Origin of the sequence: Novosphingobium sp. (assembly GCF_024642085.1) — a bacterium.
Lineage (GTDB): Bacteria > Pseudomonadota > Alphaproteobacteria > Sphingomonadales > Sphingomonadaceae > Novosphingobium.
The window spans coordinates 115,157-140,605 of record NZ_JAHEBV010000003.1 but is presented as its reverse complement, the minus strand read 5'-3'; the positions used below and the strand labels follow the sequence as shown (position 1 = coordinate 140,605).

General features: G+C 62.7%; 24 protein-coding genes, 1 tRNA gene and 1 pseudogene. 17 read left to right on the top strand and 9 right to left on the bottom strand.

Going from position 1 to position 25,449, the window contains the following annotated elements; genetic code table 11:
- The 17 genes and pseudogenes from murC to Q0L62_RS02470 form a co-directional block, all read left to right on the top strand.
- Positions 1–197, top strand: a pseudogene (gene murC / locus Q0L62_RS02550) (UDP-N-acetylmuramate--L-alanine ligase); the annotation flags it as partial.
- On the top strand, positions 197–1,123 hold the full coding sequence (gene murB / locus Q0L62_RS02545; RefSeq protein WP_296675955.1) for a UDP-N-acetylmuramate dehydrogenase: 927 nt from the start codon (positions 197–199) through the stop codon (positions 1,121–1,123). The pseudogene murC and the gene murB, both read left to right, overlap by 1 nt.
- On the top strand, positions 1,120–2,064 hold the full coding sequence (locus Q0L62_RS02540) for a D-alanine--D-alanine ligase (protein WP_296675953.1): 945 nt from the start codon (positions 1,120–1,122) through the stop codon (positions 2,062–2,064). The genes murB and Q0L62_RS02540 overlap by 4 nt, the downstream gene beginning before the upstream one ends.
- Positions 2,061–3,017: an FtsQ-type POTRA domain-containing protein gene (locus Q0L62_RS02535; protein ID WP_296675950.1), complete on the top strand. Its 957-nt coding sequence runs from the start codon at positions 2,061–2,063 to the stop codon at positions 3,015–3,017. The genes Q0L62_RS02540 and Q0L62_RS02535 overlap by 4 nt, the downstream gene beginning before the upstream one ends.
- A complete protein-coding gene (gene ftsA, locus Q0L62_RS02530; RefSeq protein ID WP_296675947.1) occupies positions 3,017–4,297 on the top strand; it encodes a cell division protein FtsA in 1,281 nt (426 codons plus the stop codon). The genes Q0L62_RS02535 and ftsA overlap by 1 nt, the downstream gene beginning before the upstream one ends.
- Positions 4,298–4,419: 122 nt before the next feature.
- The gene (ftsZ, locus tag Q0L62_RS02525) at positions 4,420–6,078 is read left to right on the top strand and encodes a cell division protein FtsZ (protein ID WP_296675944.1); all 1,659 of its coding nucleotides are present in this window, start codon (positions 4,420–4,422) and stop codon (positions 6,076–6,078) included.
- A 104-nt stretch (positions 6,079–6,182) separates the two neighbouring features.
- Complete coding sequence (locus tag Q0L62_RS02520; protein WP_296675941.1) at positions 6,183–8,252, top strand: SPOR domain-containing protein; 2,070 nt, start codon at positions 6,183–6,185, stop codon at positions 8,250–8,252.
- Positions 8,253–8,373: 121 nt separating this feature from the next.
- Positions 8,374–8,883, top strand: coding sequence for a YbjN domain-containing protein (locus Q0L62_RS02515; protein ID WP_296675938.1), 510 nt, complete (start codon positions 8,374–8,376; stop codon positions 8,881–8,883).
- 47 nt (positions 8,884–8,930) lie between these two features.
- The gene (locus tag Q0L62_RS02510) at positions 8,931–9,731 is read left to right on the top strand and encodes a pyrroline-5-carboxylate reductase dimerization domain-containing protein (RefSeq protein WP_296675936.1); all 801 of its coding nucleotides are present in this window, start codon (positions 8,931–8,933) and stop codon (positions 9,729–9,731) included.
- Between the two features lie 109 nt (positions 9,732–9,840).
- The gene (locus Q0L62_RS02505) at positions 9,841–10,575 is read left to right on the top strand and encodes a Bax inhibitor-1/YccA family protein (RefSeq protein WP_296675934.1); all 735 of its coding nucleotides are present in this window, start codon (positions 9,841–9,843) and stop codon (positions 10,573–10,575) included.
- Between the two features lie 166 nt (positions 10,576–10,741).
- Positions 10,742–11,473: a hypothetical protein gene (locus Q0L62_RS02500; RefSeq protein WP_296675931.1), complete on the top strand. Its 732-nt coding sequence runs from the start codon at positions 10,742–10,744 to the stop codon at positions 11,471–11,473.
- Between the two features lie 101 nt (positions 11,474–11,574).
- Positions 11,575–11,650 (top strand) — tRNA-Ala (locus tag Q0L62_RS02495).
- Between the two features lie 230 nt (positions 11,651–11,880).
- On the top strand, positions 11,881–12,933 hold the full coding sequence (gene obgE, locus Q0L62_RS02490) for a GTPase ObgE (protein ID WP_296675929.1): 1,053 nt from the start codon (positions 11,881–11,883) through the stop codon (positions 12,931–12,933).
- 249 nt (positions 12,934–13,182) lie between these two features.
- A complete protein-coding gene (locus Q0L62_RS02485; protein WP_296675925.1) occupies positions 13,183–14,001 on the top strand; it encodes an AraC family transcriptional regulator in 819 nt (272 codons plus the stop codon).
- 31 nt (positions 14,002–14,032) lie between these two features.
- Entirely contained in the window at positions 14,033–14,974 is a 942-nt protein-coding gene (locus Q0L62_RS02480) for a type II CAAX endopeptidase family protein (RefSeq protein ID WP_296675922.1), read from the top strand.
- Positions 14,975–15,546: 572 nt separating this feature from the next.
- Positions 15,547–16,677, top strand: coding sequence for a glutamate 5-kinase (gene proB, locus Q0L62_RS02475; RefSeq protein WP_296675920.1), 1,131 nt, complete (start codon positions 15,547–15,549; stop codon positions 16,675–16,677).
- The gene (locus Q0L62_RS02470; protein WP_296675917.1) at positions 16,674–17,585 is read left to right on the top strand and encodes an NAD(P)-dependent oxidoreductase; all 912 of its coding nucleotides are present in this window, start codon (positions 16,674–16,676) and stop codon (positions 17,583–17,585) included. Before proB ends, Q0L62_RS02470 begins: the two co-directional genes overlap by 4 nt.
- Here Q0L62_RS02470 and Q0L62_RS02465 read toward each other — a convergent pair.
- The 9 genes from Q0L62_RS02465 to sseA all read right to left on the bottom strand — a co-directional run bounded on the left by Q0L62_RS02465 (position 17,582) and on the right by sseA (position 25,411).
- Positions 17,582–18,274: a M23 family metallopeptidase gene (locus tag Q0L62_RS02465; RefSeq protein WP_296675914.1), complete on the bottom strand. Its 693-nt coding sequence runs from the start codon at positions 18,272–18,274 to the stop codon at positions 17,582–17,584. The two genes, Q0L62_RS02470 and Q0L62_RS02465, sit on opposite strands and share 4 nt — an antisense overlap.
- 139 nt (positions 18,275–18,413) lie before the next feature.
- Positions 18,414–19,199: a phosphoadenylyl-sulfate reductase gene (locus Q0L62_RS02460; protein ID WP_296675912.1), complete on the bottom strand. Its 786-nt coding sequence runs from the start codon at positions 19,197–19,199 to the stop codon at positions 18,414–18,416.
- On the bottom strand, positions 19,192–19,620 hold the full coding sequence (locus tag Q0L62_RS02455; protein WP_296675909.1) for a DUF934 domain-containing protein: 429 nt from the start codon (positions 19,618–19,620) through the stop codon (positions 19,192–19,194). Before Q0L62_RS02455 ends, Q0L62_RS02460 begins: the two co-directional genes overlap by 8 nt.
- Positions 19,613–21,241: a nitrite/sulfite reductase gene (locus Q0L62_RS02450; protein WP_296675907.1), complete on the bottom strand. Its 1,629-nt coding sequence runs from the start codon at positions 21,239–21,241 to the stop codon at positions 19,613–19,615. The genes Q0L62_RS02455 and Q0L62_RS02450 overlap by 8 nt, the downstream gene beginning before the upstream one ends.
- Positions 21,241–21,537, bottom strand: coding sequence for a DUF2849 domain-containing protein (locus Q0L62_RS02445; protein ID WP_296675905.1), 297 nt, complete (start codon positions 21,535–21,537; stop codon positions 21,241–21,243). The genes Q0L62_RS02450 and Q0L62_RS02445 overlap by 1 nt, the downstream gene beginning before the upstream one ends.
- On the bottom strand, positions 21,534–22,310 hold the full coding sequence (gene cobA, locus Q0L62_RS02440) for a uroporphyrinogen-III C-methyltransferase (RefSeq protein ID WP_296675903.1): 777 nt from the start codon (positions 22,308–22,310) through the stop codon (positions 21,534–21,536). The genes Q0L62_RS02445 and cobA overlap by 4 nt, the downstream gene beginning before the upstream one ends.
- A 62-nt stretch (positions 22,311–22,372) precedes the next feature.
- Complete coding sequence (locus Q0L62_RS02435; RefSeq protein WP_296675900.1) at positions 22,373–23,323, bottom strand: mechanosensitive ion channel domain-containing protein; 951 nt, start codon at positions 23,321–23,323, stop codon at positions 22,373–22,375.
- Positions 23,320–24,564 (bottom strand): cystathionine beta-lyase, encoded by a 1,245-nt coding sequence (gene metC, locus Q0L62_RS02430; RefSeq protein WP_296675897.1) that lies wholly within the window; start codon positions 24,562–24,564, stop codon positions 23,320–23,322. The genes Q0L62_RS02435 and metC overlap by 4 nt, the downstream gene beginning before the upstream one ends.
- Position 24,565: 1 nt before the next feature.
- Positions 24,566–25,411, bottom strand: coding sequence for a 3-mercaptopyruvate sulfurtransferase (gene sseA, locus Q0L62_RS02425; protein WP_296675894.1), 846 nt, complete (start codon positions 25,409–25,411; stop codon positions 24,566–24,568).
- Between the last annotated feature and the right edge of the window lie 38 nt (positions 25,412–25,449).

Sequence of the window (25,449 nt, the reverse complement as noted above, 5' to 3'; positions counted from 1 at the left end):
ACAGCGCAGCGATGGTTGCAGGGATGAAAGCGCGCGGCCACCGCTCGGCCCAGACCATCGAAGGCCCCGAAGCGCTGGCCCAGGCTTTGGCCGGGATCGTCCAGCCTGGCGACATGGTTGTGTGTCTGGGCGCTGGCGACATTACCAAGTGGGCTGCCGGACTGGCCCAATCGGTCGAAGCGCGGCTGGCGGCATGATGGCCGACATGCTGTGCAAGGTCGCGGGAAAGCTGACCCCAAACGCCCCACTCGCGCCCTTGGTGTGGTTCAAATCGGGCGGAAGTGCACAGTGGCTTTTCGAACCCAAGGATCTGGCAGATCTGCAAACCTTCCTGCATGACCTCGATCCCGCAGTGCCGGTCATGGCGCTGGGGCTCGGTTCAAACCTGATCGTTCGCGATGGCGGCGTGCAGGGCGTGGTTGTGCGGCTGGGTAAGGCCTTCGCCAAGGTAATCGCGTCAGGCAGCCTGACACTGTTCTGCGGCGGCGGTGCCAGCGGAATCCTTGTTTCATCGACCGCGCGCGACAACGGCATTGCCGGTCTGGAGTTCCTGCGCTCGATCCCGGGCACGGTCGGCGGGTTCGTGCGCATGAACGGCGGCGCCTATGGCGCTGAGGTAAAAGACGTGCTGGTCGATTGCGACGTGGTGCTGCGCGATGGGTCTTTGCACACTCTGCCGGTTGCCGATCTCGGATACACTTACCGCCACTCAAACCTGCCCGACGGCGCCATCGTAGTTGCCGCGCGGTTCGCGGGGCGGGCAGGTGATCCGGCGGCGATCCAGGTCGAAATGGACCGAATCTCTGCCAGCCGCGAAGCCAGCCAGCCGCTACGCAGCAAGACCGGCGGATCGACCTTCAAGAACCCTGAAGGTCACAAGGCGTGGCAACTGGTCGATGCAGCCGGGTGCCGCGGGCTGACCATCGGCGGGGCACAGGTCAGCGAAAAGCACTGCAACTTCCTGCTTAATCTGGGCGAGGCGACAAGTTCGGACATCGAAGCGCTTGGCGAGGAAGTACGGCGGCGGGTGAAAACGCAGTCGGGGGTCTCGCTCGAATGGGAAATTCAGCGCGTTGGCACGTGTGCCAGAGCGTCAGACCAAGAACGGGTAGGTACACAGTGAGTCTGCCAAAACTACACATCGCGGTCCTGATGGGTGGCTGGTCAAACGAGCGGCCCGTGTCGCTGATGAGCGGCGAGGGCGTTGCCGCGGCTCTCGAAGATCGCGGCCACCACGTGACCCGCATCGATATGGGCCGCGACGTGGCGCAAAAGCTTGCCGAAACAGCGCCCGACGTGGTGTTCAACGCGCTGCACGGCTCGCCGGGCGAGGACGGCACAGTGCAGGGCCTGATGGACCTGATGGGGCTGACCTACACCCATTCCGGCCTGGTCACCTCGGTCATCGCGATCGACAAGGAACTGACCAAGCAGGCACTGGTCCCGCACGGCATTCCCATGCCGGGTGGGCGGATCGTCGACACCAGCGAGATATACGCCAAGGACCCGCTAGCACGGCCCTATGTGCTAAAACCCGTCAACGAAGGTTCGTCGGTCGGCGTTGCGATCGTTACCAGCGAAGGCAATTACGGCAACCCGATCAGCCCCGCTGCCAAGGGGCCGTGGCAGGAGTTCGACCGTCTGCTGGCTGAGCCCTATATTCGCGGGCGCGAACTGACCACGGCAGTTCTGGGGGACCGGGCCTTGCTGGTCACCGAGCTTAAGCCCAAGAGCGGCTTCTACGATTTCGACAGCAAGTACACCGACGGGATGACCGAGCATGTCTGCCCGGCGCAAATCCCGGACGAGATTACGCAGGCCTGCCTCGACATCGCCCTGCGGTGCCACCAGTTGCTGGGTTGCAAGGGCTGCAGCCGCACCGATTTCCGCTGGGATGACGAGCACGGGATCGAAGGGCTGTTTGTGCTCGAAACCAACACCCAGCCAGGCATGACGCCGCTTAGTCTGGTGCCTGAACAGGCCAGGCATCTTGGGATCAGCTATGGCGAACTGGTTGAAATGATCATCGCCGACGCGCTCGACGCGAAGCAGGGGGGCGCATGAGCCAAAAGATCAAGCGCGGCGGGAAAAGCGTCCGCAAGACAGCCGCAGCACAGGGCAAGGCGCGCCAGGTCAAGGCAGCGCGGGCCAGAACCGGATCGGCAATGGACGCAGTGATGAGCTGGATCCCGCTGTCGGAAAGCCAGCTGCATCAGCTGTTCCTGGCCGCCATACTGGGTCTTGCCGTTGTTCTTGCCTGGATGGTTGCCAGTTTTGCGGGGGTGCCAGCAATGGCGCAGCAGCAGCTGGCGGCGATTTCACACGACGCCGGGTTCGAAGTGCGCCGGGTTGAAGTGACCGGCACCAAGAACCTCAACGAACTGAAGGTCTATCAACTGGCCTTGGCCGATAACCGCCGCGCCATGCCGATGGTGGACATCGATGGTCTGCGCGAACGGCTGCTGGAGCTATCGTGGGTGGAAGATGCGCGTGTGTCGCGCCAGCTGCCCGATACGCTGGCGATCGACATTGTCGAACGCAAGCCAGCCGCAGTGCTGCGCAAGGCCGACCGGATGGTCCTGATCGATGCGACAGGCCATGAACTGCAGGCCGTTTCCGAAGCGCGGGCCAAGGGCAAGCTGGTGATCAGCGGCCCCGGCGCGGGCCGTCAGGTCGAAGCGCTGAACCAGCTTCTGACCGCCGCCCCGGCACTCAAACCCCAGGTTGCGGAGGCCGAATGGGTTGGCAACCGGCGCTGGAATCTGACTTTCAAGACCGGCCAGGTGCTGGCCCTGCCGGAAGGCGAAGAAGCCGCGCCAAAGGCGTTGATGACGTTCGCCCGGCTGGACGGGGTTAACCGTCTGCTTGGCGGCAAGACGCTGGCCTTCGACATGCGCGCGCCCGACCGGATTTATTTCCGGCTGGCCAATCGCACCGACCGGATCGAACAGCCGCAGGGGGCAGCGGCGCCGGCAAAGGCTGTAACGGCCAAGGACAAGCAGGGGGACACCAACTGATGGCACAGCCACGCATCGCCAAGGTTTTCGGCGCGGTCAACATCGGTTCGTTCCGCATTTCGGCGATGGTCGCGGGCCTCACCGAAACCGGCGAGATGGTCGTGCTGGGATCGTTCCACCGCGCCGCGCAGGGGATCAAACGCGGCTATGTCACCGATATGCGGGCTGCCACGTTTGCTGTCCGCGATGCGGTTGAACGCGCCGAAAAGCTTGCCAATACGGCGGTAACCAGCGTGTGGATCGGGGCTTCGGGTGCCGGTCTTGCCAGCCAGGTCGCGCAGGTTGAGGTCGATATTGGCGGGCGCCGGATCGAACAGGAAGATATCGAGCACTTGCTGATCGCCGCGCGCGACGTCATTCAGCCGGACGGGCGCATGGTGCTCCACGCCCAGCCAGCCCATTATACGCTCGACGGGGCCGATGGCGTTTCCGACCCCAAGGGATTGCACGCCGAACGGCTTGGCGTCGATATCCACGTCATGCTGGCCGATGGCGCGCCGGTACGCAACATTACCGAGGCCGTGCAAAACGCTCATCTTGATGTCGAGGCGGTGATCGGATCGCCGATCGCTGCGGGTTATGCATGCCTGACGTCTGAAGAGCGGGAGCTGGGCGTCGCACTGGTCGAGTTCGGGGCAGAGGTCACCAATGTTTCTGTCTATGCTGCGGGTATGCTGCTGGGTCTGGTCACCATTCCAATGGGATCAGGCGACATCACCGATGCGGTGGCCAGTGCATTTGGCATTCGCCGGTTTCAGGCCGAACGGCTGAAATGCGTCCACGGGTCGGCGATTGCCAGCCCGGCCGACCACCGCGAAATGATCCCGGTCAACGCGCCGGGCGAGGAAGGCACGGGGCCAACCGCACGCCATGCCGATGACAAGAACCGCGTGCCCCGCGCTGAACTGGTTTCGGTTATCACCGGGCACTTGGGGCGCTGGATGGAAGAAGTGAACAAGGCGCTCAAAGGCCTGGGCTTCACCGGACAGCGCGGCCAGCTGGTGGTGGTGACCGGCGGCGGCGCAGAGCTGGCGGGCCTTGCAGATTATGCCCAGCAAGCGCTTGGCAAGCCGGTACGAGTGGGCAAGCCCCTGCATATCAAGGGTCTGGCCGAAGCCCATGCGACGCCGGGGTTTTCGACTCTGGCGGGGTTGGTGCTTTATGCCGCAGCCGATCCGATTGACATCCGTTCGCTGGGGCCGCGCCAACAAGAGACGTTCCGCTACAGCGGCGTCGGCCTCGTCAACCGGGTAGTGCGCGCGTTGAAGGAGTATTTTTGACCGCGGTTTTCGGCGCGGCGACTGTGGACAAGGGTTAATTTATCTTTGATTCGCCGAATCGAACGGTGCAAGAGTTGAAGAAATTGGATTTCGAGTATTTGCGTGCCTGACTGGAGAGCGCCATGAGCATCAATATCGGACCGCCAGCCGTAGAAGAGCTGCGTCCCCGGATTACGGTAATCGGTGTCGGCGGGGCTGGCGGCAACGCGATCGCCAACATGATCACGGCGGGTATCGAAGGGGTCGATTTCATCGTCGCCAACACCGATGCCCAGGCGCTCAACAATTCGATAGCGGAACACCGCATCCAGCTTGGCCCGGATATCACCCAGGGTTTGGGTGCAGGATCACGGCCCGAAGTGGGCCGGGCCGCGGCTGAAGAAACGTCGGCTGAAATCGATCGCGCTCTGGACGGGGTGCACATGTGCTTTATCGCGGCGGGCATGGGCGGCGGAACCGGGACCGGTGCGGCTCCGGTTGTGGCCAAGGCGGCGCGCGAAAAGGGCGTGCTGACCGTGGGCGTCGTAACCAAGCCGTTCCTGTTCGAAGGCACGCGGCGTATGCGCTCTGCCGATGCCGGGATCGAAGAGTTGCAAAAGCACGTCGATACCCTGATCGTCATCCCCAATCAGAACCTGTTTCTGGTGGCCAAAGCGGAAACGACCTTCAAAGAAGCGTTCCAGCTGGCAGATGAAGTATTGCAGCAGGGCGTTCGCTCGATCACCGACCTGATGGTCATGCCAGGCCTTATCAACCTCGACTTTGCGGATGTCCGCTCGGTCATGGCCGAAATGGGCAAGGCAATGATGGGCACCGGCGAAGGCGAAGGCGCCAACCGTGCGCTCGAAGCCGCCGAACGGGCCATTGCCAACCCGCTGCTTGATGGCGTGTCCATGCAGGGCGCCAAGGGTGTGATCATTTCGATCATCGGCGGCGACGACATGAAGCTGCTCGAAGTGGACGAGGCGGCGAACCATATCCGCGAACTGGTCGATCCAAACGCGAACATTATCTGGGGTAGCGCTTTCAATCCTGACCTGCAGGGCAAGATCCGCGTTTCCGTCGTTGCGACCGGCATCGAACAGAGCGCCGAAATGGCCGAGCAGGCGTCGCGGCCGCTCAACCTTACGGCATCGCGCGGGCCGGTACGTCCGGCCATGGCCGCACCGGTTGCCGCTGAGCCGCTGTTTGAACGCACGGCACCAGTGGCTGAGCCCGACGAAATCGAAGTCTCTGATGAGGTCGAAGCAGTCGCGGCTGACGAGCCTGTTTCGTCTGGATTGAGCGACGATGATTGGGATAGTGATGATGCCGGTGAAGAAACGGTGTCCGATCCCTATGAACTGGATCTGGCCGCTACTGATCAAGCCGATTCCGATGGGGGCGCGGACAGTGCGGGCGGCGGATCGGACGAGCTGCTGCTCGACGCTTCGCGTCTGCACGAAGAAGATGCTCCGGTCGGCGGAGCCTTGCCGGGGCGGCGTCGCGGCCTGATCGCAAGTGATAGCGACGAAGGTGCCGAGGCCGGCGAAACGTCGGCTGGCGAACCCGCTGCAGCCCCTGCTGCGCCCGCTTCGGGCGGCGGTGGCGGCGGTGGTGGCGGCGGTGGCGGCGGCGGCGGCGGAAAGGGCGGCGCAGGGGCTACCTTGTTTGAACGTATGGCCAATCTGTCACGCGGCGGACGCACGTCACCTGATGATGAGGACGAGGATGACGATAGCGGAAACGACGGGCCTTCGCTTAGCATTCCGCGTTTTCTAGGCCGTCAGAACAACCAGTAACAATTGCCGGCCGGGCCGGGTCGCATCGTTCGTGCAGGGTTAAGGCTGGGGGCATTAGCTCACCACGGACAGCGGCCAATCCGGCGGCTTAGCTAGGTGTGGCAATGCCCCCAGTTCGCCATCTTTTCAGCACACTGGCGATTGCTGCAGCGGTTGCCGCGGCGCCGGGTTCGATTCTGGCCGGGCAGATTGCCAACAATGCGACCACTCTTAGTGACGGGGCGCGGCTCAACGCGGCGCTGGGCCGCCTGGCTCGAAACCCGCGTGACATCGATGCCCTGACCGAGGCGGGGGCCGCTTCGCTGGCAGCGGGCGATGGCGATGCGGCAATCGGTTTCTACCAGAAAGCTGATGCACTTTCGCCAAATACCAGCCGGATCAAGGCGGGACTGGCAGGCGCCTATGTGCTGACCGGCGATCCGGCGAGCGCAATACCGCTGTTCGATGCGGCCGAAAGGCTGGGCATGATCGATGGTGCGCGCATGGCCGATCGCGCCTTGGCGTTTGACATGGTGGGCGACGGGGTCACCGCGCAGCGCTATTACAACGAAGCCTTGATGGCGGGGCCAAACGAAGAGACCAGTCGCCGACTGGCGCTCAGCCAGGCCATAGCCGGCGACCGGCGCGGCATGGAAATCACTTTGAGTCCATTGCTCCAACGCCAGGACAAGGCATCGTGGCGCACGCGCGCCTTTGCGCTAGCTATCCTGGGTCAGGCGGAGGAAGCGGAATCGATCGCCAAGTCGACTATGCCGGCCAGCCTTGCTGCTGGCATGACCAATTACCTGCGTTACATGCCCAAGCTGACCCGGGCCCAACAAGCGGCTGCGGCAAACTTGGGCCAGTTTCCGCGCGCCGCAGAAATCGGGCGCGACGATCCGCGTTTTGCCCTGTTGGTCCGTACCCGCCCGGTCGTGGCCAGCGCTACGCCCAGCCGCGTGGCAGTCGCCAAGTTGGCGCAGCGGGACGAGAAATTGGCCCGCGACAACCGTAAAGACCGCAGCAAGAGCAAGGACCAGCCGTTAATCGCCGCCGCTGCGCCCCAACCCCCGGTGCGCGTCGCCGCAGCTGATCCGCGGCCAACCGGAGAGTTGCCGCCGCTTCGTTCCGCGTCCGCCGCCGCAGCAGTACCGGCAAGGGTAATTTCGCCGCCGGTCTCCGCCGCCGTGTCCAAACCAAGCCCTTATACGTTCGAGCCGGTGCGCGCAGGGGTACCCACGCCAGTTGCGGCAGCCGCTGTACCCGCCGCTGTGGCAGTGACGGCAGTGACGGCGCCGGCAGCTTCGGCTCAGACACCGCTGGCGGCCGGTGCACCCGTTGCCACACCGTCCGCGTCTCCGCCGGTGGCCGCCGCTTTGGCTGCACCCGCTTCTGTAGCTGTGCCCGCAGCTGCGCCTGCGCCTCCTTCTGTGGCCACGGCAGCCCCAGCGGGAAGCCAGCCGGGCTTTGCATCGCTTGATAATCCAAGCACCGCATTTTCACTAAAGCCAAGTGTGGTCGCGCCGCCCCCTGCAACTGCCGCGCCGCCAGCTGCAACCCCCGCGCCCCTACCCAGACCTGTTGCGGCAAAACCCGCACCAGCCGCCCGGCCGCGCAACCTGGCCGAGGTATTTGCCGATCTGACCCCGCCCAGCCGCGAGGCAGAGCCAAAGGCGGGTGCCGTTGATCTGCGCAAGATCAAGACCGCCGCGCCGGACAAGGCGGCTATCGTTGAACCCAAAGCTGCCAAGTCATCCCAGGCTTTGTGCGAACTTGGTGATCCCAAAGCAAAAGGCACGGCCAAGCAAAGGGCTGTATCCACGGCGAAAGGGAAAGGCGGGTCTACGCAGTGCAAGGTTGATCTCAAGGCCGCGAAGGACGTTAAGGATGCCAAGGACGCGAAGGAAAAGGCAGCCAGCGCTCCAAGCCGTTTCTGGGCGCAGGTCGCGACAGGGCGCGATAAAAAGGCGCTGGCCTTTGACTGGCGCAAATTGGCCAAAAGCGAAGCGCTGCTGAAGGGGCGAAAGCCCTATACCGCGCCGTGGGGTCAGGCGAATCGCCTGCTGACGGGGCCATTTGACACCGCCGCGCAGGCCACTGCTTTTGTCGCCCAGCTGAAAAAAGCCGGGATCGCCGGCGCCTTTGTGTGGAACAGTCCGGCAGGGCAAATGGTCGACGTGCTGCCGGGCGGCTGATCGAGAATGGGCCTCGCGCCTCCCCTTTTCCACACCTTGTGAACAGGCTTGTAGAGTTTTGCGCAACCGTGCGTTAACCGCGCATTGTCCCATGGCCCCTTGCCGACGCAATCACGGTGACATGATGGAGAGCAATCGCGAATACGACCGGGATGAAGACGACGCGGCACCCGTCGACATGCTAGCCAGCCTTTTCGAAGCGCGCGGCTGGCCGTGCGAGTTCGTTGGCGAGGACGAGATTTCGGGCGAAATAAAGGGTAGCTGGGCAAGCTATACCCTGCGCGGGGTATGGCGGCGCGAAGATCACGTTCTTCAGTTGCTCTGCTTGCCAGATATCCGCATCCCCGATGACAAGCGCGCGGCGGTATATGAGCTGCTCGCGCTGGTTAACGAACAGCTTTGGGTGGGTCACTTCGATATCTGGTCGAACGGGTCGGTGCTGCTGTACCGCCATGGTCTGCTGCTGGGCGATGACGGCCTGCTCAGCCTGGCCCAGGCGCAGGTAGCGGTCGAAGCGGCGGTGGAGGAATGCGACCGGTTCTATCCGGCGTTCCAGTTCGTGCTGTGGGGCGACAAGAGCCCGGCCGAGGCGCTGACCAGCGCGCTGGTCGACGCCGCTGGAGAGGCCTAGTCACCAGGCCTGCTGCGCTTTACCGTGCGCCCAGGCAGGAGCATCCGATGGCGTTCAATTCGATCTTGATACTCGGCTGCGGCAACATGGGCGGCGCGATGCTGGCCGGGTGGCTGAAGGGCGGCTTGGCGGCAAAAACATTTACCGTTGTCGATCCGTTTCTGGATGATGCTCCGGATGGCGTCCGGTTGCTGCGCACCATTCCTGACGAAGCGTTCGATGCGGTCTTGCTGGCGGTCAAGCCGCAGCTGCTGGACGAGGCGGCGCCGTCTCTGGCGCGGCAACTTCACCAAGGCACAGTGGTTTTCTCGATTCTCGCCGGGGTGGAGCTTGCCAGTCTGGCCATGCGTTTTCCAGGTGCGGGCGCGCTGGTGCGGGTCATGCCCAATCTTGCGGCAGCGATCGGCAAGTCGCCCGTTGCATTGTACGATCGGGGGCTCGACGCAGCGGGGCGTGACGCGGCGACCACCCTGATGCTTCCTTTGGGGCCAGTTGAGTGGCTGGCATCGGAATCCGATTTTGATCTGGTTACCGCGCTGTCTGGTTCCGGGCCGGGCTTCGTTTACCGGTTTATTGCTGCAATGGCCGATGCCGCGGCGGCGCTGGGGCTCGATGCTGCGCAAGCGCAACGGCTGGCGATTGCGACTGTGGAAGGCGCGGCGCAGTTGGCAGCAGCGTCGCCGGACGGGCCAGGCGAACTTGCTCGCCGCGTTGCCAGCTCAGGAGGCAGCACGCAAAAGGGGCTCGACGTTCTGGACGCGAATGACGCCTTGCTCACGCTTATCAAGGCTACACTGCGCGCCGCGCGCGATCGCAATGCGGAACTGGCAGCTGCTGCCCGCAGCTGAGACGATACACTTCGTTACAGTCGCTATGTCCGGTTTTTCTTGAAACCGCGGGCAAGAGGTCCGATATTCATTGGACTGCCCATTTCGGGCGAAAGGGAGCTTGATAATCATGGCTGACTGGAACGATCCGCAGTCGACCCGGACACAGCTTGGCGGAGGCCCGGTCCTCAACGGCCAGGTGCTCGGTGCCGATGCGCGCGACCAGGGTCTGCGTCGCTATATGCTGTCGATTTACAACTACATGGCTTCGGGCGTGTTGCTTTCGGGCGTTGTCGCCTTGCTGTTCGTAATGTCCGGCATGGCCGCGCAGGTGTTTGGCACCCCGCTGCGCTGGGTTATCGGGCTGGCGCCTCTGGCATTTATCTTCTTCTTCAGCCCGCGCCGCGATGAAAGCACGCTGAAGCTGATGTTCTGGGCGTTCTGCGCCGTCATGGGGCTGTCGCTTTCGGCGATACTGCTCGTTTATACCGGCCCGTCGATTGCCACGACCTTCTTTGCCACGGCCGGCGCTTTTGCCGGGCTCAGCCTTTATGGCTACACGACCAAGCGTAATCTGTCGGCAATGGGCAGTTTCTTCATGATGGGTCTGATCGGGATAATACTGGCAATGGTGCTCAACATGTTCCTGCAGTCAGGCCCACTGGCTATCGCCATTTCGATTCTGGGCGTGCTGATATTCGCTGGTCTCACTGCGTATGATACCCAGCGGCTGCGCGATACCTATTACCAGGTTGCCGGCACCGATATGGCGGGCAAGGTCGTGATCCTTGGTGCTCTGTCACTCTATCTCGACTTCGTGAACATGTTCCAGTTCCTGCTCAGCTTTCTTGGTGACCGCCGCTGATCAGGCGCCGCTAAACGCACGCTAAGAACGGATAATCGTGCCCGGCGCTTCGACTGAAGCGCCGGGCATTTGCTTTAGACCCTGGCGGCGCTAAGACATCTTAAGGCTGCAGCAAGCCAGCAACCGGTAGCTTGGCCGCCGGCAATCAGTCGGGAATTGAGGGAAAATGGGTTCGCAATTTATAAGAATGTTCAAGTCGGGTTCGCTCGCATTTCTGGTCGGCGCAATCGCAGCTTCGATTTGCGTCACAAGTCCGGCCATGGCCGGCAAAAAGAAGCCGGCCCCACCCCCGCCGCCCCCGCCGCGTCAGATATATGTGGCGTGGAAACCGGTTACGCCCGAATATGCTTCGCCTCTGCTTGCCTATCCGGCGCTGGGTGCAGATGGTTTGCGGGTCAGCGTAAACCGCAACATTTCGCCGGCGCAAACGGTGTGGAACCTTCGTTCCGGATTGAACGTAGCCGCGCTCAACTGCCGCGACCCGGGACATGCCGACATTCTGGTCAACTATCGCAATCTGCTCAAGACACATGCCAAGGGGCTGCGTGCTGCGAACCTGAAAGTCGATTCCGAATGGCGGGCCAAATATGGTCCGGGCTTCGTAAGGCCGCGTGAAAAGTACATGACCGAAGTGTACAACCACTATGCCATTCCGCCGGTCAAGCCAGCTTTCTGCAACGCAGCTTTGGCTGTCAGCAATGAAATGAAAACGGTAAAGCCGGTTGACCTGACTGCCTTTGCGACACGATCGTTGCCAAGCCTCGAGATTGTTTTCGACGATTTCTTCAAGCGGTTCGACAAATACCATTCCGACATGGCTGCGTGGGAAGCCAGATGGGGCAAGGATGCTGTACCTGGCACTCTGGTCCTCGAAACGCCGCAGAACGCAGGGACCTGATCGTCCTATCGCGATTTGACTTTAGGCTTCCAAGCGCGCGGCCCCTTCGCTAATGGGTCCGCTCGTTTGAAGGCAGCCGGCCTTCGGGTGCGCACTGGAACGGGGCCGTAGCTCAGATGGGAGAGCGCGTCGTTCGCAATGACGAGGTCAGGGGTTCGATCCCCCTCGGCTCCACCATTCCAGTGCGCTGAAAGCCGCCATACCTAAGCCTTCCAGCGGCGGCTTTCCGGGCTTTCTGTGTTCAAGACCAGCACGTCGCAGCGCGCCGGTTTCCGCAAGCCAACCTTCCCGGCGCAGGCTGATGCAGTTCTCAGCACAATGGATACGCAGCCTACTTCCTTCCGCTCAGGCTGAGCTTGTCAAAGCCAGCGCGCGACATTTACCCCAACTTACGTTAGTTCAATTTCATGCATTTTCTCGATCAGGCCAAGATTTTCATCCGTGCGGGCGCAGGCGGCCCGGGGGCCGTGGCATTCCGGCGCGAAAAGTATGTCGAATACGGCGGCCCTGACGGCGGCAACGGCGGCAAGGGCGGCGATATCGTGTTTGAAGCGGTGCCGGGTCTGAACACCCTGATCGATTTTCGCTACACCCAGCACTTCAAGGCCCCGCGCGGCGTCCACGGATCGGGCAAGAACCGCAACGGAGCGGCGGGCAAAGATCTGGTGATCAAGGTCCCGGTTGGCACCCAGATCCTCGACGATGACCGCGAAACCGTGCTGGCCGACCTGACTGAGGCGGGGCAGACCGTCACCTTGCTGGAAGGCGGAATGGGCGGGCGCGGCAACGCCAGTTACAAGACCAGCACCAACCGCGCCCCGCGCCAGCACCAGCCGGGGATGCCGGCTGAGGAAATGTACGTCTGGCTGCGGCTGAAACTGCTCGCCGATGCGGGGCTGGTTGGCCTGCCCAACGCCGGTAAATCGACCTTCATCAACCAGATCACCAATACCAAGGCCAAGGTTGGCGACTATGCCTTTACCACCTTGCGCCCGCAGCTGGGCGTGGTTCGTCACAAGAACCGCGAGTTCGTGCTGGCCGACATCCCCGGCCTGATCGAGGGCGCGGCGGATGGCGCCGGGGTGGGGGATCGCTTTCTGGGTCACATTGAACGCTGCCGGGTGTTGATTCACCTGATCGACGTGGGCGGCACCGACCCCGCACATGCGCTGGAAATCGTCGAGGACGAACTGGAAGCCTATGGTGGCGGCCTGGTCGACAAACCGCGCCTGATCGCGCTGAACAAGATCGACACCGTCGACCGCGAACTGGTCAACGCCTTCATCAAGGAATTGAAAGCCGCCGGCGCGGACAAGGTATTCCCAATCTCTGGCGCCACCGGCAAGGGCATCGACGCCCTGCTCAACGCCGTAATCGCCCACCTCCCCGCCGCCACGGTAACCGAACGCCCGACCGGCGAACAGGAAGAAGGCGACGATACGCCTTGGTCACCCGTTTAGGGGGAGTAAGAGTGTCGGAAGGACCGGCACGGCTGCCCATCGATAGAAATCGTAGAAAGCGGACGATCCCAACAAGGGACAGTCATGGCACCTATCCGGTTTTCCAGCCCGAGTTCTGACTTTCGGGCTTTGACCTTCGTTCCGGAGATTCACGCTTTGCGACCGCGCGCCTGAAAGCGGGCATCAATTCGTCTCAGGCGGAAGGGCAAGACACTTGCGAACACCCGGTTGCCGGGCGATATCGATTGAATGCAGCCCAATGCGGAAAGTCACAATCCCGGTCTGGATGGTTGCGGGGTCGAGCTGATTGAAGCGCAGCTTCGCGTTGGCGCGTTTTCGCCGCACCGCCATGATACCTATACGATCGCAGTGACCACCGCTGGGGTGCAATCGTTCAATTATCTAGGCAAGCGTTGGCAGTCGCTGCCCGGGCAAGCGGTGATCCTGCATCCTGACGAAGTACACGATGGATACTGCTGCAACCAGACCGGCTTTTCCTACAGGGCGGTCTATCTGCCGCCTGCTCATATCCAGACCGTAATCGGAGGAGCCGCGCTGCCGTTTCTGGCCGAAGGGGTTTCAACTGACGCCGGTCTGGTTGCCTCGGCGCTACGCCTGATCGCGATGTGCACTGCCGAGGTTGATCTTTTTGGCTATCAGGACGCACTCCACCAGCTCGTGTCCGCCATGCAGCGCGGCGAAGGCGGCCCGCCGCCAGCCAGGCGGAATGTCAACCGCCAAGCCGTAATGCGGGTGCGCGAATTCCTCGACAGCGTTCCGGCACCTGGGACTAACCTTGATCAGCTCGAAGAACTTGCCGGTTATGACCGCTGGCAACTTTCGCGCGACTTCCGTGCGCTGCTGGGGACCAGTCCTTATCGCTATCTGCAATGCCGCAGACTTGAGCGAGCTGGTCAGCTGCAGCGCAGCGGGCTTGGCTTGGCCGCAGCAGCCTACGAGGCCGGATTCGCGGACCAGAGCCACTTTGGCCGGGTTTTCAGGCGCACTTTTGGAACCACGCCATTGGCCTGGCACCGGTCCGGGCAGACGTGCACAATCGTTCTATAACCCGGACAGGCCCCCGGGTTAGACGATTGGAATGACCCAAACCATTTTTTCGCCCGAACCGCATCGCGGCTGGCTGCCCTGGGCCTGGCTTTCGCCAGTTGTCTGCATCCTGCTCGTCGCATTCTCCAGCGTCCCGTTCGATTTTGGCCTTGAATGGATCGGTGTGATCGATGCCAAGGGACAGCCACGGTCAGCATTCGGGTTTTGCCTGAACCTGCTGCTGCCATTCGCGGCGATGGGAGCCGCTGTCTGGGTCTGGTCGCGGTTTGTCGAACGCCGCAGCATTGCGACCTTGGGTTTGATCGGCGCGCAACGGCTGCGCAAGCACCTGGCGGGTCTGGCGATAGGGGTTGGCATGATGGCCCTGTCGATCATGTCGATCTGGCTCGCCGGGGGCTATGTCGGCAAGGATGTCCTTCCCGCCTTTTCTTCTCCCACATCTCTGTTCTGGATCGCAGTTCTTCTGCCCTGCTTTATATTCCAAGCGGGCGTGGAGGAGTTCATCTTCCGCGGCTGGCTGCTCTCGACGGCGACACGCCGCTGGAACCTGACGGCAGGGTTCGTTGCCAGCTCATGCGCATTCACGTTTCTTCACTTCTCGCCGCACCAGCCGGTTCGGGAAATCATCATGGCATTCACTTTTGGTCTGTTCGCTTGCGCCTGGACCTGGCGGGCCGGCAGCATCTGGGGTGTGATGGGCTGGCATGCGGGCTGGAACTGGATCGCAGGCGTCGGCTTTGCCGTGCCGATCACCGGGTTCGATCTGCACTTGCCAGCCTTGATCGTGCAACTGACGCCTACTGGCCCAGACATCTTGACCGGCGGGCCAGCCGGGCCGGAAAGCAGCGTGCTGACAATCGGCCTGCTGGCTGCGGCCACGCTGCTGCTTTTGATATGGCCCAGAGGCTTATCGGCCTCGACACAGGGGATACCTGCACCAGGCCGTGATACGACAACGCAGGAAACGATATGACCATCTAGAGAACGGATAGCTGTACCGGATACCGACCGGCGCACCTGCCCGGACAACCGGCAGCTTCGCCCGATGTCGCACCTGGAATCGCGCTGTCTACTTACTTCCCGTTCCAGACATACCCTCTGATAAACCCTTTTGCGAAACCAGTCGTGAGCCATGAACGAAGGCGGGCTGAGTTGACGGCAGCTTACAACTGCCCGCTTGAAAGGCATGATCGAGGACTAAGGCAGTGACAGGCGCAACGGCTAAATTCGTCCAGTGAAAAAAACCAGTCATCAACGAACGCGCGTGCTCTGTCATGGGCCAGTCAGGCCGAAATTCAGGATCTGCCTATAGCGGCAGACTTTGCCACGTATCATTCACGCCCATTACCCGCCTCGCCGCGATGCCAAAAAGCCGGAGTCACACCTTATTGAGCATCCTCCTTTTCCTGCCGTCGAAAGGAGTTCCCAAAGCTCGGCCATTGCGCAACGTCACCGGACCACCAAGGTCACACACCAAACCCGGCGTACTTTGCGTAAGTCCACCCTGCCATTGCATCATCGCCGCAATTGCTTAAGCGCAAAGCAATGACCATCGCCCGCCTTGCCCACCTGGCTGACGCTGCCGCCTGTCCGCGGTTGGTGGTTAAGGTTGGCTCGTCGCTTTTGGTCGGGGCGGAAGGCGTACGGCGCGGATGGCTTCAGGGGCTGGTGGCCGAGATTGCTGCAGCGCGGGCGCGGGGGCAGCAGGTAATCGTGGTCTCATCCGGGGCGATTGCCCTAGGGGCGGCGCGGCTGGGGCTGGAGCGGGGCGGACGCGGCAGCCTGGCCGATGCGCAGGCCGCCGCCGCGGTAGGGCAGATTGCGCTGTCGGGCCTGTGGGCCGAATTGCTTTGCGCGCATGGGCTGACCGCGGCGCAGCTGCTGCTGACGCTGGAAGATCTGGAGGACCGCCGCCGCTACCTTAATGCAACGGCCACCCTGACCCGTCTGCTCGATGCTGGCGCGGTGCCGGTTATCAACGAAAACGACAGTGTCGCTACGCAGGAAATCCGCTTTGGCGACAACGACCGCTTGGCGGCGCGGGTCGCGCAGGCGGCGCAGGCCAGCGCGGTGCTGCTGCTTTCCGACGTCGACGGGCTGTATGACCGCAATCCTGCCGATCCCGCTGCGGTGCTTCTGGGCGAGATTAAGGGTGTGACGGCCGAAGTGCACGCCATGGCCAGCGGCAGCACTTCATCGGGCATGGGATCGGGCGGCATGACCAGCAAGCTGCAAGCCGCCGAAATAGCCGAACGGGCGGGGATTGCGCTGGCCATAGCATCAGGCCTGCACGATGCGCCGATCGCGCGGACGGCGGAGCAAGGGATTGGCACGCTGTTCCTGCCGCGCCGCAAGGACGCCGGACGCAAGGCCTGGCTGGGCGGGCGGCTGCGGCTGAAGGGCGCGCTGGTGGTCGATGCCGGGGCGGCGCGTGCGCTGGCCAAGGGGTCAAGTCTGCTGGCGGCCGGCGTGATGCGGGTTGAGGGCGATTTCGGGCGCGGCGATGCCGTGGCGGTACGCAGCGATGACGGCGCGACGCTGGCCCACGGGCTGGCCGAATACGACGCGCTGGAATGCGCGCGGCTGATGGGGCGGCAATCGGCTGATCACGCCGCGATCCTTGGCTATGCGCCGCGCTCTGCCGTGGTCCACCGCGATCAGATGGTGCTGCTGTGACGCTGGCTGTAACCGGCGCAACCGGGTTTGTTGGCCAGGCGCTGCTCGACCGGGCGGCTCAGGCGCAGGTTGACGTGCGCGCGCTCACACGCCGTCAGCAGCCGCTGCGTGCAGGGGTGGAGTGGATCGCCGGCGATCTGTCGGCGGCCAGCCAGCTACGCGAACTGATGCGCGGGGCCGAAGCGGTGGTGCATATCGCCGGCGTCGTTAACGCACCTGATGCTGCCGGTTTCGAGGCGGGTAACGTTACCGGCACGATGAGCGTGATCGAGGCCGCCTTGGCTGAAGGCGTAAAGCGCTTCATTCACGTATCTTCGCTGTCAGCACGCGAACCGGGTTTGTCGGATTATGGAGCAAGCAAGGCACGCGGCGAAAAGCTGGTCATGGCAAGCCCGCTAAACTGGACGGTGGTGCGCCCGCCCGCAATCTATGGACCGCGCGATACCGAGATGTTCGATTTGTTCCGGCTGGCGCGATTGGGATTGATGCCCGTACCGCCGAAGGAAGGGCGCTCGTCGCTAGTCCATGTGGACGATCTGGCGCGGCTACTGCTTCAGCTGGTTCCCGGCGGCGAGGGCGTATCACATGAAGTGTTTGAGCCGGACGATGGCCGCCAGGGCGGCTGGAGCCACTATGAGCTTGCCCGCGCGATCGGCTGGGCGATGGGGCGGCGACCTAGGGTGCTGCACCTGTCCCGCGGCGCGCTGGAACGCGTGGCCAGGGCAGATCGCCTGCTGCGCCGGGACAAGGCCAAATTGACGCTCGACCGGGTGGGCTACATGACCCATCCCGATTGGGTCGTGAGCGACGGTTCACGTCCGCCTGCTGCTTTGTGGACCCCGCAAGTCCCGACCAGGGACGGGCTGAAGGCAACCGCGAAGTGGTACCGCGAAAAGGGCTGGCTCTAGCGCCGTCCCAACGATGCGTAGGGGTTTACCGCAGCGCCATTGACGCGGATTTCGTAATGGAGGTGCGGCCCGGTCGACAGGCCGGTCGATCCGACATAGCCGATAACATCCCCCCGCCGCACAGCCTGGCCTGCATAGACTGCCATGCGCGACATGTGGGCATAACGCGAGGCGACGCCCTTGCCGTGGTCAAGCTGCACGGCCAGCCCATAGCCGCCGCGCCAACCTGCGCTGCCGACGACGCCGTCCGATGTGGCGCGGATGGGTGAGCCATAGGCGGCGGGCAGATCAATCCCCGAATGGCCGCGCGCAACGCCCAGCAGCGGGTGCACGCGCACGCCGAAACCGCTGGATATATAGCTGGCATTGACCGGCATTCCGGCGGGCAGCACTCCCTTGCCCAGCACGCCTTTCATGCCAAGTCGTGCCGCTTCCAGCGCATCGCGGCGGCGGGTAGAGGCGACGATATCGACCGGGCGTCCGACCAGATCGAGTGCCCGGCCCACGGTAATGGGAGACGGTGCCTGATCGGCGGTATCGTCCCAATCGGCATCGGCATCCATCGCTTGCGCGGCGGGTGCGTTGCCTGCCGGGCGCGCCAGAGCTTCGTGCGCGCCGAGCAGCAGCCACACGGTTATTATTACAGCTAGTAACCTGCCGAATCGGGCAGGGACGCCGGCTTTCACCATGCATAAACCCCTTTCCATAGCCCGGCTCTGTGCCGAGTCGTATGGCTACCCGTGAGCGAGGTTATACAACGCCGCGCCTGCAATGGCTTGAAAAATCGTGCAATGGTCGGTTTCGCGGCTTGCTGCGCGTGTACCGGTGTCAGAAAGCGGGGTCGAAACCCGGGGGCAATTCGCCAGCGCCATCATTGCTGTGGATACCGCATTCGGTCTTGTCCCAGCCCTTCCACCGGCCCGAGCGCGGGTCTTCGCCCTGCGCAACCTTGCTGGTGCAAGGCATGCATCCGATCGAGGGGTAGCCGTCTGCCACCAGCGGATGGCCTGGCAGGCCAGTAGCGGCAAAATAATCGGCGATCTGGTCTGACGACCAATCGGCCAGCGGGTTGATTTTCAGCCTCCCGGCCGCATCGCTGCTGTCGATTTCAAAGCGCGGCAAGCCAGCGCGGGTCGCGCTTTGAAAACCCTTGCGCCCGGTCAGGGTCGCATCGAACCCGGCAAGAGCGCGGGCCAGCGGCTGAACCTTGCGAATATCGCAGCAGCCATCAGGATCATAAGACCAGCGCAGGCCATTCTCGTCGCGCTTGGCCAGCAGATCGGCATCCGGAGTCAGATTGACCAGATCGGTAAAGCCAAGCTGGCGCGCCAGTTCATCGCGGTACGCCAGCGTTTCGGGAAAATGCTTGCCGGTTTCCAGAAACAGCACGGGCACCCCCACGTCAATCGATGCGACCAGGTGCAGCAACACCGCGCTTTCCGCGCCAAAGCTGGAAACAACCGCGATCCGTCCGGCGAATCCCTCGCGGATCACCGCTGTCAGCATTTCCGCTGTCGAAGCCCCCGCGAAACGCGCGTTGAGCGCAGCCGCATCATCCGCAGTAAAACGCGCTTGTGTGTTGAGCGCGTCGATGCGGCGCGCAGCTTCAGCCATGCCGCAGGGCCCAGATCGGTGTGCGGCCATCGATGGTCGGCTGGTAGACATTATCAAAACGTATGAAGGCTGCTTCGGCGTCGGCAGGGTTAAGCGGGACTTCGGGCGCGAAGGCGTCAAAGCCGCAACGCCGAAGGAAGGCTACCTGATCGACCAGCACGTCGCCCACGGCGCGCAGTTCGCCCTGGTATCCCGCTTCGCGAAGAATGCGTGCCGCTGAATAGCCCCGTCCATCGCCAAAGACCGGGAAATTGACCTCGACCAAACGAATCCGTTCAAGATGAGGCAGTAACGCGCGCGCATCATCGCCGGGTTCGATCCGCACGGCGGCGGCGTTCGATTGGTCTCCGAATGAATCGACGGTAACGGCAGGATCGCCGACTGGCTCATCATCGCGGAAACGGTACTGAGGTTCAGCCATAAAGCGCCTCCTTGAACGGGGCCATGCCAACGCGGCGGTAGGTATCGAGGAAGCGTTCGCCGTCCTGACGTGCGGCCAAGTAGACTTCGGTGGTCTTTTCGACCGCATCGACAATGCCGTCTTCGTCAAAACCGGGACCGGTGATCTGGCCGAGCGACGTGTCCGCGCCTTCGCACCCACCAAGCAAAAGCTGGTAATTTTCAACGCCCTTTCGGTCGACGCCCAGGATGCCGATGTGTCCTGCATGGTGATGGCCGCACGCGTTGATGCAACCAGAAATCTTGAGCTTGAGTTCGCCGATTGCCGCGCTCTTGTCCGAAAGTCGTTCGCTGATTTTCTGCGCCACGGGGATCGATCGGGCGTTGGCAAGGCTGCAATAATCCAGCCCTGGGCAAGCGATGATGTCGCCGATCCGGTCAAGGTTGGCTGTGCCCAGTCCGGCAGTATCGAGCTGCTGCCACAGGGTGTAAAGGTCGGCCTTGCGTACGTGCGGCAGGACGATGTTCTGGGCGTGGGTGACGCGGCATTCGTCAAAGCTGTATTCGCGGGCCAGATCGGCCATCAGCCGCATCTGGTCAGCGCTGGCATCGCCGGGAATCCCGCCCACCGGCTTGAGGCTGATCGTGACGGCGATGTAACCCGGCTTCTTGTGCGGCAGGCAATTTGTGTCATTCCACAGCGCGAAATCGGGATCGCTGCGATCTATTGTGTCAGGCGCTGCTGCGTCGAACGGGGGATCCACGAACTGCGCCTTGATCCGCGACAGTTCGTCCAGCGGCGGTTCAATGTTCTGGCTCAGCAGGTGAAGAAACTCGGCTTCGACCTGAGCGGTATAGTCTTCCTTGCCCAGTTCGTGAACGAGGATCTTGATGCGCGCCTTGTACTTGTTATCCCGCCTTCCATATCGGTTATAAACGCGCAGACATGCTTCCGAATAGGTTATCATCTGGTCGATCGGCACAAAGGGATTTATCAACGGCGCAATCATTGGAGTGCGGCCCATGCCCCCGCCAACGTAAAAGGCGGCGCCGATCTCACCCATCTCGTTCCGCACCAGCTGGATGCCGATGTCATGCAACCGCATCGCTGCGCGGTCGGTATCACTGGCGATCACGGCCATCTTGAACTTGCGCGGCAGGAACGAAAACTCGGGGTGGAACGTGCTCCACTGGCGGATCAGTTCGGCATAGGGGCGCGGATCAATGACTTCGTCCGCCGCGGCCCCGGCGTACTGATCGCTGGTAGTGTTTCGAATGCAGTTCCCGCTGGTCTGGATGGCGTGCATTTCAACCTTGGCCAGATCAGCCAGGATATCGGGTGCCTCCTCCAGCTTGATCCAGTTGTACTGGATGTTCTGGCGCGTAGTGAAATGGCCATAGCCGCGGTCATACTTATCGGCGATATCGCCCAGCATCCGCATCTGCGCCGATGAAAGCGTGCCATAAGGCACGGCAACACGCAGCATGTAGGCGTGAAGCTGAAGGTACAGCCCGTTCATCAGTCGCAGCGGCTTGAACTGGTCTTCCGTGATATGGCCTTCCAGGCGGCGCTTCACCTGATCGCGGAACTCTTCCACGCGGGTATCGACCATCGCCTGGTCGTATGAGTCGTATTTGTACATCAGATCACCCAGGTTCCGGCCTCAGGATCGGCCGGTTTCAATGTCAGGTCGATGCGCACGGTCGGACCGAGCGCGCGGATTCGTTCCTTGATGTGGCCCGGGCGCACGCCGCCTTCATCCTTCACAGCATCGATTGCGTAGCCCGCGTTGACGCGGCGGGCGGCGGTTTCACGGGCAAGGATAGTTTCGGCATGATCTCCGACATCGACCGCATCCTCGACATGGAGCGACCATTGCACACCGTCCCACCAGGTGACCGCCCCGGTCTTGAGATCGTTTCCGGTCAGGATCTTCATTGTGCAGCCTCCAGCGCCAACGCGCGCAGTTCATCGGAATGGTCTGCAGCGCAGACCTCGCCAATCACGATCACTGCCGGGCTTTTGATCTTTTCGGCGGCCACCAAGGCAGGCAATCCGGCGAGCGGGGCACGCAGGACGCGCATCGCGGGGCGCGTTGCGTTTTCAATCACGGCGACGGGCATTGTCGGCGACAGGCCATCGGCAATCAACTTGTCGGCGATCGCCTCGGCGGTGGCGACACCCATGTAGATCACCAGCGTGCGGCCCTGCCCGGCAAGGCCAGCCCAGTTCTGATCGGACAGGCCCTTGCACTGCCCGGCGACAAAGCTGACCACCGATGCAGCGCGGCGATGGGTCAATGGCAACTGCACCGCAGCGGCAGCGCCGATCGCGGCGCTGATCCCCGGGACGACTTCGCACACCACGCCGGCGGCGCGGCACGCCTCGGCTTCTTCCCCGCCGCGGCCGAAGATAAACGGATCGCCGCCCTTCAGACGGATCACGTCGTGGCCGTTCAGCGCCTCGTCCACTAGCAGGGCGTTGATATCATCCTGCTGCATGGTGTGGCGTGCGCGGTGCTTGGCGACCGAGATCATCCGTGCAGTCGGCGGCGCCATGGCCAGGATCGCGGGATCAACCAGGCCGTCGTGGACGATCAGCCCTGCGCGCATGATCATGCGCGCGGCGCGCAAGGTCAACAGGTCGGGATCGCCGGGTCCGGCGCCGACCAGCCAGACTTTCCCAGGGTTGGAATAGGTAGGGATGCTCATGCTGCCGGAATGGCCACTAGGGGCCGCAAGCGCCAGTCACATTGCCTTGGGGGTGCCCTAGGTCAGCTTTTGCGGGCCTTCATGGCGTCCAGAAGCGCACGGAATGCGGCACTGTCTTGGAGGTTGATGTCTCGCTGCGGAAAAGGCAGGCCAATCCCGTTTTCGGCAAACAGGTGCCACAGCCGCTTTAGCACGTCCGAGCGGACATTGCCCAGGCCATCCTCGGGATCATTGATCCAGCACTGAATTATGAAATCGACCGAATTGTCACCGAATCCGGCCAGCCATACTACCGGCGCCGGCTTATTGAGGATGCGTTTGGCTTCCCTGGCGGCCTGCAGCATCAGGCTTTCCGCAAGTTCGATGTCGCTGCCATAGCTGATTCCGACCGGCACCTGGATTCGGACGTTCTTGCTTGAATAAGACCAGTTCTCAACCTGGTTGACCATCAGGTTCTCGTTCGGAATCAGGTATTCCTTCTGGTCCCGCGTGGTGACCGAAACGGCACGGATGCCGATCTTCTTTACCTGGCCGAAAGTGCCGCCGTTGCCGTCACCGACAGCGATCACGTCACCGGGCTTGATCGACCGGTCCATCAACAGGATGATCCCGGCGATCAGGTTGCCGAAGGTCTTCTGCAGGCCAAAGCCTATCGCCAGGCCGAATGCGCCGGAAAATACAGTCAGCGCGGTCAGGTTGACCCCAAGCAGGTCAATCCCGACGAAGAAAGCGACGGCCCAGATTGCGATGCTCGCCAGCTTTTCCACCAGTGAGCTTTGCGCGGTACCCAGCCGGGTCATCCGGGTCAGAGCGCGTACGACGAACCGGTTGGCCATCCGCGCAGCCAGGATCAGACCCGTCACGATCACGATCACGACCAATATGGTCCACACCGAAATGCGAGTTTCTCCGGCGTTGAAACCCCATGAATCAAGCAAACGTACAAAGTCGGCAATCGTGCTGTGCCGTTCGATCAGCCTGGTTGGCACTTCGGGGCGGATGGACACAGTCATGGAGCTTTTTCCCATGCGGTGAGACCAAGAGCTAGGTCGGCCTTGAGGTCTTCCAAGCCCTCCAGCCCGATCGACAGGCGCACGCCGAAGCGATCGGCGGGGTCCATGTCTGGCAGCGGCCAGACGGTAGCGCTGCGCAGCTTGGCCGGATCGACCGGGCTGACCAGGCTTTCAAAGCCGCCCCAGGAATAGCCTATGCCAAACAAGTTCAGCGCATCGATAAAGGCATCGCGGGCGCTGCCCTTCTTGCCTTTGAACACGATCGAGAACAGCCCGCAGCCGCCGGTAAAATCGCGCGCCCATAGGGCATGTCCGGGTGAGCCGGGCAGCATCGGGCACAGCACACGGGCAATCTGCGGCTGCTGCTCAAGCCAGGTCGCCAACGCCAGCGCGCTAGCTGTTTCGCGCTCCAACCGCAATCCCATGGAGCGCAGCCCCCGTAGCGCGAGCGACGCATCGTCAGGCGATACAACCAGCCCCAATTGCTGCGCAGTACGGCGTAGCTTTGCGTAAAAGTGTTCTCCGGCAGCGGCGCTTCCCAGCATGAGGTCGGAATGGCCGCCAACATGTTTGGTCAGGCTCATCACGCTGATGTCTGCGCCGTGGTTCAGTGCCGCAAAGCCGAGCGGCCCGGCCCAGGTGTTGTCCAGCACGGTGGCAAGACCGTGGGCGCGCGCGGCGGCGGCCAGGGCGGGAACGTCCTGCACTTCCAGGGTCAGGCTGCCCGGGCTTTCCAGCAAGACTGCCTTGGACCGTTTATCGATGGCCGCTTCAAAAGCGGCAGGATCAAGCGGATCGAACCAGCGTGTCTCGATCCCGAAATCCTTGAGCAGCCCGCGTCCCAGCTGGCGTGTCGGCTCATAGGCATTGTCCGTCATCAGCAAAACGTCGCCGGGCCGCAGTACCGCCATCAGCGAAGCCGCCAGCGCCGAAACGCCCGATGGATACAGCATCGTACCGTATGCGCCGGGCTCCAGCGCGGTCAGCGCATCGGCCAGCGCCCACTGCGTCGGCGATCCGCGACGGCCATAGTAGAAATGGCCGTCTGCGTTAGGCTTGCCGCCGTGCAGCGCGGCGCTGTCGGGATAGAGGTGAGTCGAGGCGCGCCATACTGGCGGATTGACGACAGAGCCAGGCTCGGCCGGGGTACCGGTCCAGTCCGATCGCCGTCCGGCCGTTACCAGCCGGGTGGCCTGTTCCAATCCCTTGCCCCCGCCATCACCCGCGCCGCCATTGGCCATGTCAGGCCGCCGCGCCGGTTTCCTTCGGCGTGTCGGCGTCGGCACCCCATTCGCTCCAGCTTCCGTCGTACAGCGCAGTATCATCCTTGCCGAGAAGGTGCATCGCGAACAACACGACTGACGCGGTCACTCCGCTGCCGCAGGTGGTGACCACAGGCTTGGCCAGATCGACACCGGCATCAGCAAAGACAGCCTTCAGCGCATCCTTGCTCTTGAACGTTCCATCGGCGCTGAACAGCGCACTGAACGGCACGTTGCGCGAACCCGGGATATGGCCGGCTGCAATATTGGGGCGAGGGTCGCTTTCCTCACCGGTGAACCGGGCGGCGCCGCGTGCGTCGACGACCTGTTCAGCCTTGCTATGCAGGTTCTTGAGCATATCCGCCTTCGTCCGGACGTTCTTGTCGTCCTTCCAGGCAGTAAAGTGGCGGTGGCGCAAAGTTTCCTTGCCCTGCGCAATCGCACGGCCTTCAGCCTTCCACTTGGCAATTCCGCCGTCGAGGATCGCGACATCGTGCGCGCCGAACATTTTTAGCATGAACCAGGCACGCGCAGCAGTCTTAACCGCGCTATCATCATACAGGACAATGCGGCTGCCATCACCCAGACCCAGCGACTGCATGCGGCTGGCAAACTTCTCCGCTGGCGGCAGGGTGTTCTCAACCGGAGAGGTGCTGTCGACCAGGTCACCCAGATCCATGAACACTGCACCCGGGATATGCCCGGCCTCATACTCAGCCTGGGCATCGCGCCCGGTTCCGCCAAGATGCTTCGTGCAGTCGACAATCCGGAGGTCTGTGGCCCCCATTTCGTTGGCCAACCACTCAGTCGAAACTAGACTTTCCATTGTACCGCGTCCTCCTCGCGCCCCTGCGTGTCGCAGGG

Excerpts from the sequence above, each read along its gene's own strand:
- murB (WP_296675955.1), top strand. The coding sequence starts at position 197 with ATGGCCGACATGCTGTGCAAGGTCGCGGGAAAGCTGACCCCAAACGCC.
- Q0L62_RS02535 (WP_296675950.1), top strand. The coding sequence starts at position 2,061 with ATGAGCCAAAAGATCAAGCGCGGCGGGAAAAGCGTCCGCAAGACAGCC.
- ftsA (WP_296675947.1), top strand. The coding sequence starts at position 3,017 with ATGGCACAGCCACGCATCGCCAAGGTTTTCGGCGCGGTCAACATCGGT.
- ftsZ (WP_296675944.1), top strand. The coding sequence starts at position 4,420 with ATGAGCATCAATATCGGACCGCCAGCCGTAGAAGAGCTGCGTCCCCGG.
- Q0L62_RS02520 (WP_296675941.1), top strand. The coding sequence starts at position 6,183 with ATGCCCCCAGTTCGCCATCTTTTCAGCACACTGGCGATTGCTGCAGCG.
- Q0L62_RS02515 (WP_296675938.1), top strand. The coding sequence starts at position 8,374 with ATGATGGAGAGCAATCGCGAATACGACCGGGATGAAGACGACGCGGCA.
- Q0L62_RS02510 (WP_296675936.1), top strand. The coding sequence starts at position 8,931 with ATGGCGTTCAATTCGATCTTGATACTCGGCTGCGGCAACATGGGCGGC.
- Q0L62_RS02505 (WP_296675934.1), top strand. The coding sequence starts at position 9,841 with ATGGCTGACTGGAACGATCCGCAGTCGACCCGGACACAGCTTGGCGGA.
- Q0L62_RS02500 (WP_296675931.1), top strand. The coding sequence starts at position 10,742 with ATGGGTTCGCAATTTATAAGAATGTTCAAGTCGGGTTCGCTCGCATTT.
- obgE (WP_296675929.1), top strand. The coding sequence starts at position 11,881 with ATGCATTTTCTCGATCAGGCCAAGATTTTCATCCGTGCGGGCGCAGGC.
- Q0L62_RS02485 (WP_296675925.1), top strand. The coding sequence starts at position 13,183 with ATGCAGCCCAATGCGGAAAGTCACAATCCCGGTCTGGATGGTTGCGGG.
- Q0L62_RS02480 (WP_296675922.1), top strand. The coding sequence starts at position 14,033 with ATGACCCAAACCATTTTTTCGCCCGAACCGCATCGCGGCTGGCTGCCC.
- proB (WP_296675920.1), top strand. The coding sequence starts at position 15,547 with ATGACCATCGCCCGCCTTGCCCACCTGGCTGACGCTGCCGCCTGTCCG.
- Q0L62_RS02465 (WP_296675914.1), bottom strand. The coding sequence starts at position 18,274 with ATGGTGAAAGCCGGCGTCCCTGCCCGATTCGGCAGGTTACTAGCTGTA.
- Q0L62_RS02460 (WP_296675912.1), bottom strand. The coding sequence starts at position 19,199 with ATGGCTGAAGCTGCGCGCCGCATCGACGCGCTCAACACACAAGCGCGT.
- Q0L62_RS02455 (WP_296675909.1), bottom strand. The coding sequence starts at position 19,620 with ATGGCTGAACCTCAGTACCGTTTCCGCGATGATGAGCCAGTCGGCGAT.
- Q0L62_RS02450 (WP_296675907.1), bottom strand. The coding sequence starts at position 21,241 with ATGTACAAATACGACTCATACGACCAGGCGATGGTCGATACCCGCGTG.
- Q0L62_RS02445 (WP_296675905.1), bottom strand. The coding sequence starts at position 21,537 with ATGAAGATCCTGACCGGAAACGATCTCAAGACCGGGGCGGTCACCTGG.
- cobA (WP_296675903.1), bottom strand. The coding sequence starts at position 22,310 with ATGAGCATCCCTACCTATTCCAACCCTGGGAAAGTCTGGCTGGTCGGC.
- Q0L62_RS02435 (WP_296675900.1), bottom strand. The coding sequence starts at position 23,323 with ATGACTGTGTCCATCCGCCCCGAAGTGCCAACCAGGCTGATCGAACGG.
- metC (WP_296675897.1), bottom strand. The coding sequence starts at position 24,564 with ATGGCCAATGGCGGCGCGGGTGATGGCGGGGGCAAGGGATTGGAACAG.
- sseA (WP_296675894.1), bottom strand. The coding sequence starts at position 25,411 with ATGGAAAGTCTAGTTTCGACTGAGTGGTTGGCCAACGAAATGGGGGCC.